This window comes from Protofrankia sp. Cj5, assembly GCF_917627405.1.
Classification (GTDB): Bacteria; Actinomycetota; Actinomycetes; order Frankiales; family Frankiaceae; genus Protofrankia.
The window spans coordinates 1-16615 of the sequence record NZ_CAKJTO010000102.1; the positions used below are offsets into that span (position 1 = coordinate 1).

Genomic DNA, 16615 nt, shown 5'->3' on the forward strand with positions numbered 1-16615 from the left:
GCGGGTTGGGCATTGTGGAGATCGACGACCCGGCCGACGAACGGGTCCGTGACTATGTCGGGCTGACCGACGTGGCCCTGCGCCGGCGGCGGGAGCCGGCGGAGGGGCTGTTCATCGCGGAGGGCGAGATGGTCATCGACAGGGCCCGTCGTGCTGGTTACCGTCCGCGTTCGTTGCTGGTCGGGCCGTCGAAGCTCGCGCTGGTGCCGGACGATCTCGACCCGGGCATCCCGGTCTACCTCGCCGGGCCGGACGTGCTTGCCACGATCACCGGGTTCGAGGTGCACCGTGGGGCGCTGGCCTCCATGTGCCGTCGCCCGTTGATCCCGTTGGGGGACGTGCTGGACACGGCCGACCGGATACTGGTCTGCGAGGACATCGTCAGCCATACGAACCTCGGAGCGATCTTCCGGTCGGCGGCGGGGCTCGGGATGGACGCGGTTCTGCTCAGCCCGCGATGCGCTGATCCGCTGTACCGGCGGTCGGTGCGGGTGTCGATGGGCGAGGTGTTCGCGGTGCCGTACGCCCGCATCGATCCGTGGCCGGCGGCGCTGTCGCTGCTGATGGACCACGGGTTCGCGGTGGTCGCGCTCACGCCGTCCCCGGACGCGGTGGCGCTCGACGAGTTCAGCGCCCGGCCGTACGAGAAGCTGGCGCTGCTGCTCGGCTCGGAGGGCCCGGGCCTGACGCGGGCGGCGCTCGAGGCGGCCACCATCCAGGTGCGGATCCCGATGGCGAACGGGGTGGATTCGCTCAACGTCGCGGCGACCGCGGCGATCGCCTGTTACGCCCTCGGCCGCCCGATGACCGCTCGCTGAGCTCAAGGCCCACGCTGCCAGGCGCCGGTGTGCCAGGCGCCGGTGTGTCAGGTGTTGGTGCGGAACTCGTTCCAGACCGACCGCCAGCGTCGGTCCACGTCGGGGTCGAGCTCGAGAATGCGCAGGCCGGTGGCGAAGTAGGCCGGTTCCACGGCCGCGCTCGCCAGGCTCGGTGGCAGGAACCCCTGACTGATGAGTCCGGCGGAGGTGATGCGGTTCTGCGGTGGCTGGTACCCGATCGTCGCGTAGTTTCTCACCGCGACGTCGAAGTCGAGCATGTGGTTGAGGAACATGTGCGCGGCCACCGGGTTCCTGCCGTTCCGCAGGACCACCATCAGATCGTTGTCCGCCTGGTGGCGGCCGTCGCTCGGTGACCAGTAGCGCAGGATGTTCGGGTTCGCGTTCCTGGCCAGGTAGTTGCGGGCGTTCACCACATCCCCGGACCAGGCCTGGACGATGGGGAAGTGCCCCCCGGGCAGGTCTCGGTAGTTGGTGATCGTCGCCTTGGGCCGGGTCTCGCGGACCATGTCGGCCAGCTGCGCCCGGACAAGGTCGAGATCGCTCTGCCGGGCCGTGTTCAGGTCGAGGCCGTTCCGCAGCAGGACCATGCCCATCACGGCTCGATAGTCGTTGATCACGGAGATCTTGTCGCGGTACCGGGCGTCCCAGAAGACGTCGAACGGGTTGTCCCGCGCGCTGATGTCCTCGCTGACGAGGTCCGAACGCCAGGCGATGCCGGTGCTGTAGACGGTGTACGGCACGGTGTAGCGCCACTGGAGATCATAGAATGGGTTGGTGAAGTCCGGCCATACCTGGCTGATGTTCGGGATGTAGCTGTGGTTCAGCGGCCGCAGCCGGCCGTTGCCGACCAGTTGGGCGAGCTGGTCATAACTCGGCAGGTAGATGTCGTGGTCGACGGTGCCGGCCGAGATGGCCTCCAGCGCCTGGCTGTTGTCGCTGAACGTCGTCACCTCGACGGTCACACCCACGGAGTCGCGGAACGACGCGAGTGCCCGTGGGTCGATGTAGTCGGGCCAGTTGAAGATTTTGAGGGGGCGGTCGCGTTCCGGCGACAGGTTGCTCGCGATGGGTTGGTTGTCGGCTCTGATGGGCCACAGCATGGGGTTGTTCGGGCCGGGTTTCGGGTGCTGCTGTTCGGAGAATGTTTCGGTGTGCGCACCCGAGCAGGCCGCAACCAGCGCCGACAGGCCGGGCAGGCTGGCCGCGCCGATCGATCCGCGCAGGAGCGACCGCCGGCTCGCTGATCGTCGGGGCTGCCGTCCCTGCATGGGCGCCACCTCAGAGTGGGAAGTCCGCGGGAGAGTATCGGGGCGTGCTGTCCCTTATGTTCCCAACAGCGGTCCACCTGCCCAATAGAGGGTCCCCGTCCCCACGCTGGCGGGACGCGAGTCCCCCCGGTCCGCAGCGGACCGGGGACCGGGGGTCGGGGGACCGGGGCGGGTGGACAGGGGGGCTGGTGCGGGTCAGGAGATGCCGTGCGGGTCGCGTCCAGGTAGGCCGGGGACACCACCGGCGGCGCGGCGCCGCCGGTGGGCGAGGGCGGCGAACACCTCCATCGCGACCCGATGCGCGTTGTTGACGGTGTTCTCCGCATGGTCGTAGGGGGGCGAGACCTCCACGATGTCCACCGCCGCCAGCGGGGTGTCCAGCGCGGCCTGGCGGACGGCGCGCAGCAGGTCCGCGGGTGTCATCCCGCCTGGTTCGGGCGTGCCGGTACCCGGCGCGAAGCCGGGGTCGAGCACGTCGATGTCCACGGACAGATAGAGCGCGCGGCAGCCGTCCACAGCCTGGGCGATCGCGTCGGTGACAACCGCGCGCGATCCGCGCTCCCAGATCTCCTGCATCAGGTGCCAGCGCATGCCCTGTTCGCGCATCCAGGCGAACACGTCCGGTGGTGGCCAGTAGCCGCGCAGCCCGACCTGGACGAAGTTGCGCCCCTGGACGGCTCCGGACTCGATCAGCCTGCGCATGGGTGTCCCGTGCGAGGCGAGGTTGCCATCGATGATGTTCGCGGTGTCGGCATGCGCGTCGAAGTGCAGCACGCCGAGCTCGCCCCAGCCGACGGCCTCGGCCACCCCGGACGCCGCTGGCCAGGTGATCGAGTGGTCGCCGCCGATGACGACCGGGATGATGCCGAGCCCGGCCACGCCGCCGACCTTCGCGCGGATGTTGCGATGGGACGCCTCGGTCTGCCCGCTCGGGCAGCGGGCGTCCCCGGCGTCCACGACGTCGAGCCAGTCGAAGATCTCAATACCGAGATCGAGATGATATGTGCCGGATTCGTAGGCGAGCGCGCGCAGGGCCCGCGGGCCGAAGCGGGCGCCCGGCCGATGAGTGGTCGCGATGTCGAACGGCGCTCCGATCACGGCGACGTCCGGACGGCGGGCCGCGAGGTCTGCCGGCGCGGGCAACCACGGTCGGTGACAGAAGGTCGCCAGCCCCTCATAACCGGGGGCGTCGTTCGCTGGCGGCTCGCGTGCCGCGGTCATGTCGTCGGGAGCCGGCTCGCCGTAGGCCATCGTGCCAGCATGGCGGGTATGGCGGTGGTGTGCAGACCGCGGGCGCGGCCTGCCGCCGGTGGCCGGTGGCCGGTGGCGGCCAGCGGGGTGGTGGTGAGGGCGTCGATCGGATCGTGCTGGAGCGGGCCGGGGCCGGATGAGAGCGCCCGGCAGTCACCGGAGGTGTTGGGCGTCGACCGGCGACAACGATGCGAGGTGCGTGCCCCAGCCCCGCGGCGCCGCGTCCCCTATCGCCGGTCACTCTTCGTCGTGGACCCGTACCGCTTCCTCCTCCGGTGCGCTCGGCCGCGGGGGGTCCTCGCGGCTGCGGCAGCGTCCACCGACCGGGCCATGTGCGATGAGCTCTCCAGTGGTTACGTTCCGTACGCCTTCGTCGTCGGCGAGCAGAGGGGGTGAACTGCCCGCTGGTCCGTCAAGGTCCAGCGTGAGCTTTTCCGGCGGATCGAACGGAGCGTACACGTCGGACTCCAAGACGTCGCCCGACTCCAACCGGGCCGCCTCGGCATACGGATCCGGATCGGGCTGCTCCTGCGCGAGCAGCGAGTCCAGCGACTCACCCGTACGCTGTTCGGCGGCGGTCGTGCCGAAGCGTTCACCCGGACTGAAGCGGTCCGGCGGATCCCAGCCGTCGTCAAGCGGGTCATGCCCCCGGTCGGTTGATCCGAGGCCGTCGCTGTCGAGGCTCTCGGACTGCTCAAGCGGGCCGCCATAGGCGTTGATGTAGCCGGCGTCGACGCTGTTGATGTCGTCGTCCGGCATCAGTTGCGCCATCGTCGCCTCCTGGCTGGATCATTGGCTTGTTGCCGTGGGGTGTCATCGGCGGCTATTCCCCGAATGGGCCGCGGATAACGCCAAGGCGCACGGATCATCAAACCACCACCGGGCACGCCTGCACCGCTCGCGCGGAGCGCCGGACTCACCACGGACGGACGACAGGCGCTGAAGTCGACCCACCCCGCTTGCAAGCGGATTTTGGATGGCGTATAGCGTCCGGGTTTGTGACTACTGTCGCGGACCGCATTCTTGAGCGGCTGGCAAAGGCTCCGGCTGGCCTGGACGACGGACAGCTGGCGGAAGCGCTGGAGCTTCGTCGGCAGACCGTGAACCAGGTCTGTCGGCGACTGTCGGACAATGGGCGCATCCACCGCGGGCCGGGCCCGAGCGGACGCATTGTGAACAGGTTGTTGCCGCAGCACGATGCCTACCCGAAACCCACGCGGGCACAGCCGGCCGTACCGGCACAAACCCCCGCACCGCGGTCGGGAGATTCACTCGGAGATTCGCTGGGAGACGAGTCCGTAGCGGCTGAGTCCGTCCCCACTCAGCGAGTGACTCCAGAACCCGCCGCGGCGCCATTTGTCGCCGGTACCGTGGCGAAATCCGGCCGGCGGGCGGTTCCCGCTCCACGGGACGGCTCTGATGAAACGGTGGCGGCGCGGCCCGAGCCGAAGTCACCCGCGAAGCGGCCCCGGGCGCCCCGCGGGAAGTCCGCCAGCGCATCGGCGGCTGGCTCTTCTCGGCAACCACCAGCGCGGTCCTCGGCCCAGCCAGCGGTACCGGGCGCCGATCAAGCGGACGCGCCCGACGCGCCCGACGTGTCAGCCCTGCCAGCCGCTGCCGCCGCTGACTCGGTCAAGGCGTCGCCCGTGCCGGTCGCTGAAGCGTCGCTCGCGCCGGTCACCGAAGCGTCGCTCGCGCCGGTCACCGAAGCGTCGCCCGTGCCGGTCGCTGAAGCGTCGCTCGCGTCCAGCGAGGTGACACCCGCGGTTGTCGAGGTGCCGTCCGTGGCCGCGGGCTCCACTGTCGAGCGTGATCAGTTGTCCTCCACGGTGACGCTGCTGTCCACCAGCGCGTCCACCACCGCGTCCACGCCGGGCACCAACGGTGCCGGTCCCGCTGAGGCCGCTGCCGACTTCAGCCGCGATGATCCCGCAAACGGTGATTCCGGGAACAGCCCTGTCGGGGGCGGCCAGAATGAGGTGTTCACGGAGGACGGCCAGGTTCTCGTGTCGGCGCATCCCATCGCGTCGGTGTCACGCAGACGGTGGTGGCGGCGCTTTCGGACGCGCCACGGTGGTTGATCATAAAAACATGACCAGTACAGTCGGCTCGGCGGGAGTTGAACCGCGATGCTGATTGCCATCGTGATGATGGCCAGTGCCTGACCGGGCGCTACCGGACGTTCCTGGTGCCGTTCCTGCCCGCGTGCAATTTTTGATCTTGGAGGGGTGGCGCGCGGAATCCCAGGAAGCGCAATAACGTCTGAGGCAACCAGCGATCACGAGGGAGAGTAATGCCCATACGAGCGAAGTCGCTCGTCGTCACAGCCGCACTGTCCGTCCTTGTGCTTGCGGCCTGCGGAAGCAGGGTGAGTAACCAGGGCACGCCGCCCAGCGGCCCGTCCCAGGGGGGCGGCGCGAACACCGCGTCGGACACCGGTGTGACCGCGAACGACATCAAGGTCGGTGCCATTGTCGGTCTGACGAGCCCACTGGGGCCGACGACGTTCTCCGGTTCCCTGTACGGGGCCAAGGCGTACTTCGACGCGCTCAACGCGGCCGGTGGGGTGAACGGCCGCAAGGTGACGTTCGTCCAGTGCGATGACCATGGCAGCGGGCCGGACAACGCGGCGTGCGTCCGCAAGCTTGTCGACGATGAGAAGGTCTTCGCGTTGGCCGGGGTGGCGGCGTTCAACTATGACGGGGCGCCGTACCTCAACTCCAAAGGCGTACCGGACATCGCTGGCCAGCCGATCGGTAATGCCTACGACCAGTATCCGCACCTTTACTCTCTTTATGGCAGTTATTACCCGCGCGACGGCGGTCGGCCTGGCTATGGCGGCACGCTCTATGCGGGCACGGAGAACTACCGGTGGCTCAAGGAGAACCTGAACACCAAGACCGCGGGCGTCGTGTACTACAACGTCGCGCCTTCCCAGCGCTATGCGAAGTCGGTGGCTGACGGCCTGCGCCAGGAAGGGTACACGGTCATCGAAAAAGAGATCAACCTCGGGCTTCCGAACTTCGACGCCGCCGTGCTGGACATGAAGTCACGCGGGGTTGATGTGATCTTTGACGCGATGGAGGACACCGGTAACCTGTCCCTGTGCAAGTCCATGCAGGCGCAGGGGCTCACGGTCAAGGCGAAGGTGACCACGAGCCAGGGGTGGACCGACACCTTCGGCAAGACCTTTGCGGACGCGCCAGGCTGCCGGAGCGCCACCTACGCGATCAGCTCGACCCGTAACTACAACGACACGAGCTATCCGGCCGTGGCGAAGTTCCGCGAGGCGATGGCGAAGTACGAGCCCGCGCGCGAGGGCCAGCTGAACATGTGGACGTTTGAGGGCTATGTGTCCGCCGCCTGGCTCACCGATGCGATGAGGTCCTGCGGCGTCAATCTCACCCGCGGATGTGTCGAAAGCTTCATGAACCGACCGCAGGACTACACCGGTGACGGTTTGCTTGCCCCGCGCAATTTCACCAAGATTCCGGCTCCGCCGGCTACTGATCACAATTGCATTGAGGTCGCCAAGTGGGAGGACTCAGCGAACGGCGGAAAGGGCGCTTGGGCGACTCAGGGCAAAGGTTTGGATACTAATTGTTTCGACGTCCCGAACCTGCCCTACCCCGCTGAGTAGTTCGCGCGGCTGGGGGGCCAACGGCCGCGCGGTGATTGTTTTCGCGCGGCGGGGGAGGTCCGCGCCCTCGGGCTCGATCGGTGGGCAGCCATCGGGACCCGGTCTGACCCGTTACCGGACCACTATGGACCGCTACGAACCGGTCCGGAACGGGTCAGACCGGGTCCGCGGACACGCTCGGTTTCAGCTCGGCGGGATCGCCGACGAACGAACACTCGCCGCGGTGCAGCACATAGACGACGTCGGCGAGGTTCAGAGCTTCTTCGGTGTACTGGTCGGCGAGGACGACCGTCGTCCCACCGACGGCCACCGTCGAGAGCCACGCGAACAGTTCGCTCGCCACCTTCGGCGACAGGCCGAGCGACAGCTCGTCGACGAGCAGCACCTTGGGCTGGGCCAGCAGGACACGGGCCAGCGCCAGCATGCGCCGTTCCCCGCCGGACAGCGTCCCGGCCCGCTGGCTCAGCCGGTTGGGCTCACCGAGGCGAGGGAAGGCCGCCAGCGCGGGTGAGATGTCCCGGCGGCCCATTGCCTCCACGATGACCCGAAGATTCTCCTCGACGGTGAGGCTGGCGAACACCGCCCGTTCATCCGGCACAAGCATGAGGCCCGCTCGGGCGCGGTCCAGCGCGGACATCTTGGTGATTTTCTTGCCGCGCCAGGTCAGCGATCCTGACCGAAGCGGTAACAGGCCGGCGAGCACCCGTAGCGTGCTGCTCTTACCGGCTCCGTTGACCCCGAGCAACGCGGTGACCTTGCCGGCCGGAACGGTCAGGTCGAGACCGTGCAGGACCTCGATGGTGCGGTAGCCGGCCCGTGCTCCCGTGAGTATCAGTTCGGCACTCATGCCAGCGGCCCCTGGGCAAGGTAGACGGACCGGACGGTCGGGTCGTCACGGACGGCAGCTGGCGCGCCCTCGGCTACGATGCTGCCGCCGACCATCGCGTACACCTGGTCGGTGACGGAGAAGACCAGCTCGACATCGTGGTCGACCAGCAGGACGCCGACCCCTTCGGCGGCGACCCGGCGCAACAGCGCGGACAGCCGCTCGGTTTCCTGCCCGTCGAGGCCGCTCGCCGGCTCGTCCAGCAGCAGGACATCGGGACGGGCGCACAACGCACGCGCCAGCTCGACCAGGCGCAGCGCGCCCGTGGACAGCGTTCCCGCGGTCACGTCGGCGATGCCCGTGAGACCGAGCGAGTCCAGCGTACGGGTTGCCATGCGCTGGGCCCTGGCGGCGCCGCGCGGCGTCAGCCCGAACAGCCCGCCCGCGTAGTCGCGGCGCCTGTTCTCAGCGCCGACCAGGAGGTTGTCCATGACGGTCATGCTGGAGAACAGCGACGGGACCTGGAAGGTCTGAACCAGGCCGCGGCGGGCGCGGGCATCCGGGGGCATCCGGGTGATGTTTCGGCCGCCGAGTGAGACCGTGCCTTTGTCGGGTTTTTCCACGCCGGTGAGCAGGCTGAACAGTGTTGACTTGCCGGCGCCGTTCGGCCCGATCAGCCCGGTGACTTTGCCTGGCGCAACGGTGATGTCGACCTTGTTGACCGCGATGAGCCCGCCGTAGCCGCGGACGAGCCCGTGGCCGCTGAGTTCAGCCCGGCTCACCGCGTCCTCCTCGCGCCGGTCACAGGTGCCAGGCGCGTGCCCTCCCGCACCCAGGCGACGAGGGCCTGCCCGAACGGGGACAACGCGGGTGCGTTCTGAGGTGCCGGGTACCGGTGTCCCGCGGGCGTCACGGCGGCGGTGGCCACCTTGCTGGACGGCACGACTGACAGCACACCTGACGGTGGAACTGACAGGATCGGCTGACGCCCGGTTGGGGTGAGTGGGGTTCCGGCGGCATAGGGAAGATCTTCGGCGAGGCGGCCGCTCAGGAACGTGATGACACCCCGGACGGCGGAGGCGAGCCCACCCGGCAGCCAGCCCAGGGTGAGCGCGAGGATGCCGACCGCGAGGGTGGATGAACCGGCCGGGGCCAGCGTGTCGATGGTGACGATGAAGCCAGCCGCGACGACGGCACCGGCGGCGCTGTCCGCGCCGAAGACGACGACCGCGGTGAACCACAGCAGGCTGTTGAGCGGGGAGAACGTTTCAGGATCGAAAGAGGATGAGCCGAGCATCAGCAGAGCGCCGCCGAGCCCGGCCACGACAGAGGAGACGGTGAAGGACAGCAACTTGAGGTTGCGGACGTCGACGCCGACCGCGGCCGCGCCCTCGGTGTGGTCACGCACTGCCAGCAGCGCCCTGCCCAGCCGTCCCTCATGCAGGTTGCGGACCACGAGCAGGCCGAGCCCGAGACAGAGCAGTTCCACGACGTAGAACCAGCGGTCGGATAACGTACGGTGGGCAACGGACAATGGCGTGACGTGCAGCCTGGCGACGAACGTCTGCTGCTGGAACACGAAGCGGGACACGACCGCTCCGACCGCGAACGTCGTGAGCGCCAGGGTGAGGCCCCGCCGCCGGATCGCGGGGTACCCGGTGAGCAGACCGACCGGGGCGACCAGCAGCGCGCCCAGCAGCAGGGCGGCCGGGCCGGGCAGGGCCGGCAGCCCGAACAGCGCGCCGGCGGCCAGCTTGGCGGACAGCAGCGCCCCGAGCCCGGCGTAGCCGGCGACGCCCAGGGAGACCTGGCCGCTGTAGCCGGTGACGATCACCAAGGACAGGAAGATCAGCGCAAGGGCCGGCACGGTGAAGGCGTTACGCAGGTCCGGGGGAGCGAAGGTGAGGGGAGCCAGGAGCAGCGCCGCGCCGCCCAGCTTCCCGAGCACGTCGCGGCGCTGATCGGCAGGGCCGGGTGGGCCCGACGGCGGCGCGCCGCGGCTGGAGAAGCGGCCGGTGGAGCCGGCGTCCCCGCCGAGCTCACGCAAGCGGGGGACCACCAGCAGCAGAATGAGCAGCGCGGCCACGAACAGGTTGGACTGCACGGCGAGAAACAGCGCGGCGAATCTGCCGGTCACCTGGAACTGGCTCAGCTCGCTTTGCAGGATGCCGATGGCCAGCGCGGTTATGACCGCACCCGGCATGCTGGCCAGGCGGGCGGCGACGACCACCGCGAACGTTTCCAGGACCAGCAGCGTGAGCCCGTACGGAGTGAGCTGTAGCCGCGGAGCCAGCAGGATGCCGGTGAACCCGGCGAGGGTGGTGCCGACGGCCCATCCGGCGGCCGCGACCCGGTCGGCCGGAATCGCCGAAAGCTCGGCGAGCTGGCGGTCGTCCACCACGGCCCGGACCTGTCTGCCGAACCGGGTACGGGTCGTGATGACCCCGAGGACAACACACACGGTGACGACCAGAGCCAGCTCGGCGAGCGCGTCCACGCTAATCCGGTTGTTACCCGGCAGCCGGATCGCGCGGGCCGGGAACAGGCTTGGCGCGTCTGGGCGGGAACCCAGCCCCCAGATGCCGGCGGTCATCCCGACGGTGAGGACCAGCACGCCCAAACTCGCCACCAGGGATTCGGCCGCGGAGGCACGCCGGCGGGCGAGCGGGCGAAAGACGAAGCGCTCGAGCAACAGGCCGATCACCGGAGAGATCACCGCGAGCGAGAGCAGCGCCGACGCCCAGATGGGCAGCTCCCATTCCACGACCATTTCGCGAAAGACGTAGGCGACCAGCGCCGCGATACCACCTTGAGCGATGTTGAGGACACCGTTGGTCCGATAGGTGACAAGCAGGCCGATACCGGAAAGAGCGGCGATTGCCCCGATGGAAATTCCGGCAAATGCCAGGTTGATGCTTGTCACCGTCAATCCTCCCGCCGCGGCCGCGGGGGCTGGCCCGGCCGTCTCACGTGATGATCTTTGGTTCACAGATGGTGCAGGCCGTCAGGCCACGTGTCGCGATCTGGTCGGAATCCACCGGCTGCGCGGGTTTCCCGACAATCATTTCGCAGGTACGACGGTGGTAGGTCCGCCCCGCGGGCACCGCGAAGAGGCCTTCGTCGTCGTAGCTGGCCGGGGCTGTGCCGCTGGCGGGGGGCGCCGGAGCGCTGGTGGGCGGGACAAAGCCGGCGCTGGCCGCGGTGACGATAAGCCGGTGCAGCTCGTCCACCTGATGGTCTGTCCGGCGATCGTTCTTCGAGACGGCGTCGATCTGGTCGGCTACCAGCAGCGCGCACCCGAGCAGGACGAGCGCGAGCCCGCCGAGCCCACCGGAGGCGAAGTAGGGGAGCTGACGCCCGGGGTCGGTCTCCGCGGAGACACCCAGGTAGCAACCGAACAGAAGCACACCGCCCGCGACTGCCACAACCCAGCCGCGCACCGCGCGTACCACGTCGACGACCACCCGAGACGTCGGCCGAGGGCGCTGCCCGCCCGCAGGTTGTCTGTCCACCCTGTGTCTCCCCCAGAATGCGCCGCGGCTGCGACAGCAGCCGATTGTCCGACACGCGTCGGTTCCGGCGCAGCTGACCGGTCCCGATCAGCGTTAAGTCAGATTAGTGCCAGGCATCGATGCGTGCTGCGTTGACTTCGCCGAGGGTTTTTTGTGATGGATGGTTGGCTATGCGGTGACATCGACTATCCGCTGGATAGATGATCGTAAATCTTACGACGATTCCGTCGGCCGGCAGGGCGGATGGCGACGCCCGGCCGGCTGGGAGTCGGTATTGCGGCATGATTCATGACGCATCCATACGCATCCATCCATATCGCCGATGTCGTCCACATCATAGCTGTTTCCGCCGCCTCGCCAGGGCCGGTGGGCGTAGCCGCCCTGGCCGATCACTGAACGGATGTGCGCGGGGCTGTGTGGTCCCATGCGTCGGCGACGATCCGGTCGATTGTCGAGCGGGTTGGGCGCCATGTCAGTTTCGCCCGGATGCGGCGACTGTCGGCAACCAGCATGGGCGGTTCGGCCGCGGGGGGCCGGCGCACCTGCCGTACGGTACGGCCGGTGACGCGTTCGACCGCCGCGAGTACCTCCGCGACGCTGACGCCAGCGCCTGTGCCGACGTTGAAGATTTCGCTGTGGCCAGGCGGCACGGCGTCCAGGGCCGCAAGATAGGCATCGGCCATGTCGGCGACGTGCACGTACTCGCGGATCACCGCGCCGTCCCCGTTGACGCCGAAGACATCGGACGTGCCCGCCGCCACCGCCAGCGCCGCTGGAATGATCCGGCTCCGGTCGTTGTCCGCGTGCCCGCCCGCGGCGCCCGCGATGTTGAAGGAGCGCAGCACCACCGCGCCGATCCGGCCGGTCGCGGCCTGGTGGGTGACGATCTGCTCGGCGGAAATTTTGGAGGCACCGTATGCGTTTGTCGGTGCCGGCGGCTGGGTCTCGGGGATGGGCTGGGTCTCGGGTGTGCCGTAGACCGCGCAGCTTGAGCCCAGGACGACGATCGGCGCGATGTCGCTGATCTGGGTGCCGCGCTCGAGCAGGCTCAGCAGGTTCACGGTGCCTGTCACGTTCACCGCGAAGTACCGCAGCGGGTCGCTCTGTGACTCGCGCACCCGGGTCAGGGCGGCGAGGTGACAGACCGCGTCGAACCCACGGTCGATGCCTGCCGCCGCGAGTGTGTGGATCTCCAGCAGGTCGGCTTTGACGATCTCTATGCCCGGGGTCAGCCGGGCCGGGGGCGGCTCGTTGCGAACGAGGGCGGTGACCTGATGGCCAGCCGCGGCGAGGGTGTCCGCGACGACTCCGCCCACAAAACCGGCCGCACCGGTCACGAGAACACGCATGGCTCTGGCGCGCTCAGAGGGTGGCCCGCATACGCAGCCCCGGAAGCAGCGTTCCGCGGTGGCGCCATGCGAGATCCAGACAGGCCGCGGCCGAGGGAGCGAGTGGTTCCTGCTCGATCAGCCGGCGGACGGTCGCCGCCGTGAACGGAATGCCGTCGCAGGCCCGCTGGTTCGGTCCCGTCGTGACCACGGATCCTTCGGCGTTCATCGCTACCATCCCGCTGAACAACGTGTCGAACACATCAGCGTCTATGACCACGACAGTCAGGATCTCGCCGAAGAGCGTCAGCGCGTCGAGGCCCACGCCGAAACACCACACGCGGACACGTCCGGACCGGCGGGCCTGTTCCAGCGAGCGGAAGGGCTCGCTGCCGTCATAGTCGATCAACGAGGAGCTGCTGCCGTCGTGCTCGGCGTTACCGAGAAGCTCTTCGCTCAGCTCACGCATGATGTTGCGCCATAGGTTGAAGTCCGTCCGGTGGTGGGAAGCGGAGATTCCTGACGGCTGGAACACCCCGGCCGGCAGGATATGGTAAACACCGCCGGCGGTGGCGACCGAACCGGCACTGCGCCGGTGCAGTACGAAGCTGGCTCGGGTTTTGTCGTAACGGATGGTCAGCGTGTTGATGGAGGGTAACGCGACCCGCCGTTCCAGATCGAACGGGTCCCCGATCCGGCGCCGGAAGGGCAGCGCCGGCCAGGACAGGCCGCCGTCGATCATTGCCGCGGCGGCCTCATGCGCCACCGACTCACACACATCAAGGGCATCAAAGTAGGTGGTGTGCCCGAAGGACAGCTTCGGGTGGCCGTTACTCCCGGCGCGGACGGCCTCCAGGAGCCGGAAGCTCAGGCGGTTCTCGAAAAGAGTGGGCCGGTCGAGGTCACGCATGGCTCGGGCGTAGGTCCCGAAGGCGGACCCGTCGCCAGTGAGCGGGCGGACGTGTTCGGTATCGGTACCCGTGCCCGAGATGGTGGGCGGGTGTGTCGCATCCGACCATTCCAGCCCGACGTCGGCGATGTCGATGGGCGCGTCCCACATCCAGCCGGGCCCGGTCAGCAGGCCGTTACCGAGCCGGTAGGCCTCGGGATAGAGCTGGGCGGCGGCACGGGCCAGGCGGATCCGGTGGTGGTTGAGGTGGTCGCGTGTCAGCCGCCAGGTGCGCTGGCTCGCCGCGACCCGCTCGGCGAGGGGGTCCACGGTTGTGCTGCTGTCCCTGCGGAGGTCGGCGAGGGAGCCCGCGGCCAGCCCCACGTCCTCGGGCGACAGGGAGAGCCTGCGGGCGATGTGGCGGAGTGTGGAGATGTCGTGGATGGCGCGCCGGCCGCTTTCGACCTTCGAGACATAGGACTGGTCGAAGCCGAGCCGTTCGGCAAGCTGCTGCTGGGTGAGTCCGTAGGTCTGCCGGTATGAACGGAGGAGCAGCCCCACGCCGACGGGACGCGATGCCTGGTGCGGGGGCATCCACAGCCATGGTTGACCAGTCACCCGCGATCCTTTCGTCCTGTTTTGGGCTTGCTGGGAGTTAAGTATAACTAGTTAGATGACTGTCGGCGCATAGCTACAAAACGGTTGCTTTCGGTACAGGAAAGGCGTGCCTGTGCGTAAGAATAATGGCACGTTCCGCTTACGGACGTTCGAGTCATGTCGCGACGGGGGGGGAACCCGCTCAGCGGTTCACGGCGCCGTCGGCGAGATCGAAAAGAATGACCACTATGATCAATAGGAAGATCCAGCGCAGGAGGCCCAACCGGCTCCAGAGCTCGCCGGCGAGGCTCCGCCCAGCCCGGCCGGCGAAGAACAGCAGCGCGCACAGTGCTCCGCCGACGAGCACGAGGAATATTCCGGCGTTGCTGGGATCCACGCTGACAACGATCTCATGTGAGTTGTCACCGGACGAGGCGCCTGGTGCTGTGCGCCCGGCGTTGTGAAGCTGGTGCTGTGAAGCTGGTGCTGTTGCCGGTCTCCTGGTCACACGGTCCGGCGCAGCAGCGGGGGATGCAGGGCGGTGGCCGAGCCCCGCCGGTACAGCTCGGCGGGGCGTCCCCCGCCACGTGGCGCGGCTCGGGCGCCCACCGGTACCACGAAGCCCGTTGTTGACAGGACCTTGCGGCGGAAGTTGGGGGGATCCAGCGGGGCTCCCCAGGCCGCCTCATAGACGCGACGCAGGTCAGCCAGGGTGAACGGTTCCTCGCAGAAGGCCGCCGCGAGCGGGGTGTACTCCAGTTTGCTGCGGGCCCGCTCCATGCCGTCAGCGACGATCGCCGGATGGTCGAAGGCGAGGGTCGGGCCGTCCGCTGAGCCCAGATCCTCCACCGGCCACCAGCGGGCTCGCGGCCCGTCGCGATCGGCTCCCGGCGGAGGGGGCAGGTTCGGCAGCAACGCGAGGTAGGCCACACTGACGACCCGGGCCCGGGGATCGCGGTCCGGGCGTCCGTAGGTCCGTAGCTGCTCAAGATGGCCCGAAGCGGCGACTCCGGTTTCCTCGGTGAGCTGGCGGCGGGCTGAGGCGTCAAGGTCCTCGTCCACCCGGACGAGGCCACCGGGCAACGCCCAGTCGTCCTGGAACGGCGGAGACGCGCGCTGCGTGACCAGCACACAGAGCTGACCGGCCCGCAGGGTGAGCAGGACGACGTCCACACTCACCGCGATCGCTGGCCCGGGGAACACCTCCGCCGCGCCGCGCGCGGGTGGCTGTGCTCCCGCCGGCCGCCCGGTTGCCGCCTCAGCTCCGGCTTGCCCGGTCAGGTCGGACGCGCGGTCATCACCGTCGCCCAACGGGCGTCCCGACGGTGATGACCGGCAGGCACGGTCCGCCGAAGGCGATGGAGCGGGCGTCCGCCGGCAGGCTCGCCACGGTCGCCTCGTGGTGCGCGCGCGCCGCCAGCAGCCCGTTCGCGTTGGTCCGTGCCGTGTCCAGGACCGTTCCGCCGCGCACCAGCGGTAGGAGCAGTCCCCGGTCCAGGTCGGTTTCGCGCGGGCCGCTCCCAGGTGTGCCGAGCCTGGCCGATCCGTCGCTGTTGGGGCCGGCGGACCCGGTGGTGTCGATTGTGATCACATCCGCCACCGCGACCCCGTTCCGGTCGTGGCGGCGGCTTACCCGCTTGCGCCATCCCTTGGTGCTCTTACCAGCTGACATCTTGGCGACGCCGGTCCCGTCCACCTCGACGATTTTGTAGACGAACCCGGCGGTGGGCGCTCCCGAACCGGTGACGAGCTTCGTACCGATGCCGTAACCGTCGACCGGCGCGTGCGAAAGCCTGGAGATGACGTGTTCGTCCAGATCGCCGGTCGCGATGATGCGGGTGCTCTGCGCGCCGAGCGAGTCCAGCTGCGCTCGGGCGGCCCAGGCCGCGGGGCCGAGATCGCCGCTGTCCAGGCGGATCGCGCCGAGCCCCGGGCCGGCTGTGTCCACCGCGGTCGCGATCGCTGACGGCACGTCGTAGGTGTCGACAAGCAGCGTCGTGTCAATGCCGAGCGAGGCGATCTGGGCGGCGAACGCCACCTGCTCGGACGGGTGGACGAGGGTGAACGCGTGCGCGGCCGTCCCGCTGCTCGGGATGTCCCACCGCCGGGCCGCTTCCAGGTTCGAGGTGGCGGTGAACCCGACCAGGTAGGCGGCCCTGGCCGCGGCAACGGCGGCCTGCTCATGGGCACGGCGTGAACCCATGTCGATGCAGGGCCGTCCCGCCGCCGCGGCGACCATCCGCGCCCCCGCGCCGGCGATCGCGCTGTCGTGGTTGAGCACGGACAGCACCAGCGTTTCCAGCAGGACGCATTCAGCGAAGGTTCCTTCTACGACCAGCACCGGGGTGTTCGGCATGAACGGCTCGCCCTCGGCGAGGCCGTGGATGTCCCCGCCGAACCGGTACGCGGCCAGATAGTCGGTGGTGGCTGCGTCCACGATCCCGGCGCGGCGTAGGAAGGTGAGC

Annotated in this window: 15 protein-coding genes; 3 read left to right on the forward strand and 12 right to left on the reverse strand. The window is 68.8% G+C overall.

Annotation, left to right across the window (positions count from 1 at the left end):
- The first annotated feature begins 5 nt into the window (after nucleotides 1-5).
- On the forward strand, nucleotides 6-818 hold the full coding sequence (locus MJ777_RS18465; protein ID WP_239377281.1) for an RNA methyltransferase: 813 nt from the start codon (nucleotides 6-8) through the stop codon (nucleotides 816-818).
- Between the two features lie 47 nt (nucleotides 819-865).
- Here MJ777_RS18465 and MJ777_RS18470 read toward each other — a convergent pair whose 3' ends face one another.
- The 3 genes from MJ777_RS18470 to MJ777_RS18480 all read right to left on the reverse strand — a co-directional run bounded on the left by MJ777_RS18470 (nucleotide 866) and on the right by MJ777_RS18480 (nucleotide 4129).
- The gene (locus tag MJ777_RS18470; RefSeq protein WP_239377278.1) at nucleotides 866-2107 is read right to left on the reverse strand and encodes a spermidine/putrescine ABC transporter substrate-binding protein; all 1242 of its coding nucleotides are present in this window, start codon (nucleotides 2105-2107) and stop codon (nucleotides 866-868) included.
- Between the two features lie 195 nt (nucleotides 2108-2302).
- Complete coding sequence (gene speB, locus MJ777_RS18475; protein ID WP_239308658.1) at nucleotides 2303-3358, reverse strand: agmatinase; 1056 nt, start codon at nucleotides 3356-3358, stop codon at nucleotides 2303-2305.
- A 237-nt stretch (nucleotides 3359-3595) separates the two neighbouring features.
- The gene (locus tag MJ777_RS18480; protein WP_239308659.1) at nucleotides 3596-4129 is read right to left on the reverse strand and encodes a hypothetical protein; all 534 of its coding nucleotides are present in this window, start codon (nucleotides 4127-4129) and stop codon (nucleotides 3596-3598) included.
- A 227-nt stretch (nucleotides 4130-4356) separates the two neighbouring features.
- On the opposite strand from MJ777_RS18480, the gene MJ777_RS18485 reads away from it, so the two are divergent.
- Entirely contained in the window at nucleotides 4357-5439 is a 1083-nt protein-coding gene (locus MJ777_RS18485) for a hypothetical protein (RefSeq protein WP_239377279.1), read from the forward strand.
- A gap of 218 nt (nucleotides 5440-5657) precedes the next feature.
- On the forward strand, nucleotides 5658-6998 hold the full coding sequence (locus MJ777_RS18490; protein ID WP_239308686.1) for an ABC transporter substrate-binding protein: 1341 nt from the start codon (nucleotides 5658-5660) through the stop codon (nucleotides 6996-6998).
- A gap of 154 nt (nucleotides 6999-7152) precedes the next feature.
- On the opposite strand, the gene MJ777_RS18495 is transcribed toward MJ777_RS18490, so the two are convergent.
- The 9 genes from MJ777_RS18495 to pncB all read right to left on the reverse strand — a co-directional run.
- Entirely contained in the window at nucleotides 7153-7845 is a 693-nt protein-coding gene (locus MJ777_RS18495) for an ABC transporter ATP-binding protein (RefSeq protein ID WP_239308661.1), read from the reverse strand.
- Entirely contained in the window at nucleotides 7842-8606 is a 765-nt protein-coding gene (locus MJ777_RS18500) for an ABC transporter ATP-binding protein (protein WP_239308662.1), read from the reverse strand. Before MJ777_RS18500 ends, MJ777_RS18495 begins: the two co-directional genes overlap by 4 nt.
- On the reverse strand, nucleotides 8603-10747 hold the full coding sequence (locus MJ777_RS18505) for an ABC transporter permease (protein WP_239308663.1): 2145 nt from the start codon (nucleotides 10745-10747) through the stop codon (nucleotides 8603-8605). Before MJ777_RS18505 ends, MJ777_RS18500 begins: the two co-directional genes overlap by 4 nt.
- Nucleotides 10748-10790: 43 nt before the next feature.
- Nucleotides 10791-11336 (reverse strand): hypothetical protein, encoded by a 546-nt coding sequence (locus tag MJ777_RS18510; RefSeq protein WP_239308664.1) that lies wholly within the window; start codon nucleotides 11334-11336, stop codon nucleotides 10791-10793.
- A gap of 389 nt (nucleotides 11337-11725) precedes the next feature.
- On the reverse strand, nucleotides 11726-12685 hold the full coding sequence (locus MJ777_RS18515) for an NAD-dependent epimerase/dehydratase family protein (RefSeq protein ID WP_239308665.1): 960 nt from the start codon (nucleotides 12683-12685) through the stop codon (nucleotides 11726-11728).
- A 13-nt stretch (nucleotides 12686-12698) separates the two neighbouring features.
- Nucleotides 12699-14171, reverse strand: a complete 1473-nt coding sequence (locus tag MJ777_RS18520; protein ID WP_239308666.1) for a helix-turn-helix domain-containing protein — start codon at nucleotides 14169-14171, stop codon at nucleotides 12699-12701.
- A gap of 181 nt (nucleotides 14172-14352) precedes the next feature.
- Nucleotides 14353-14547: a hypothetical protein gene (locus tag MJ777_RS18525; protein ID WP_239308667.1), complete on the reverse strand. Its 195-nt coding sequence runs from the start codon at nucleotides 14545-14547 to the stop codon at nucleotides 14353-14355.
- A 107-nt stretch (nucleotides 14548-14654) separates the two neighbouring features.
- Complete coding sequence (locus MJ777_RS18530; protein ID WP_239308687.1) at nucleotides 14655-15353, reverse strand: NUDIX domain-containing protein; 699 nt, start codon at nucleotides 15351-15353, stop codon at nucleotides 14655-14657.
- Nucleotides 15354-15447: 94 nt separating this feature from the next.
- A partial coding sequence (gene pncB, locus MJ777_RS18535) for a nicotinate phosphoribosyltransferase (protein WP_239377280.1) occupies nucleotides 15448-16615 on the reverse strand: 1168 nt, incomplete at its 5' end.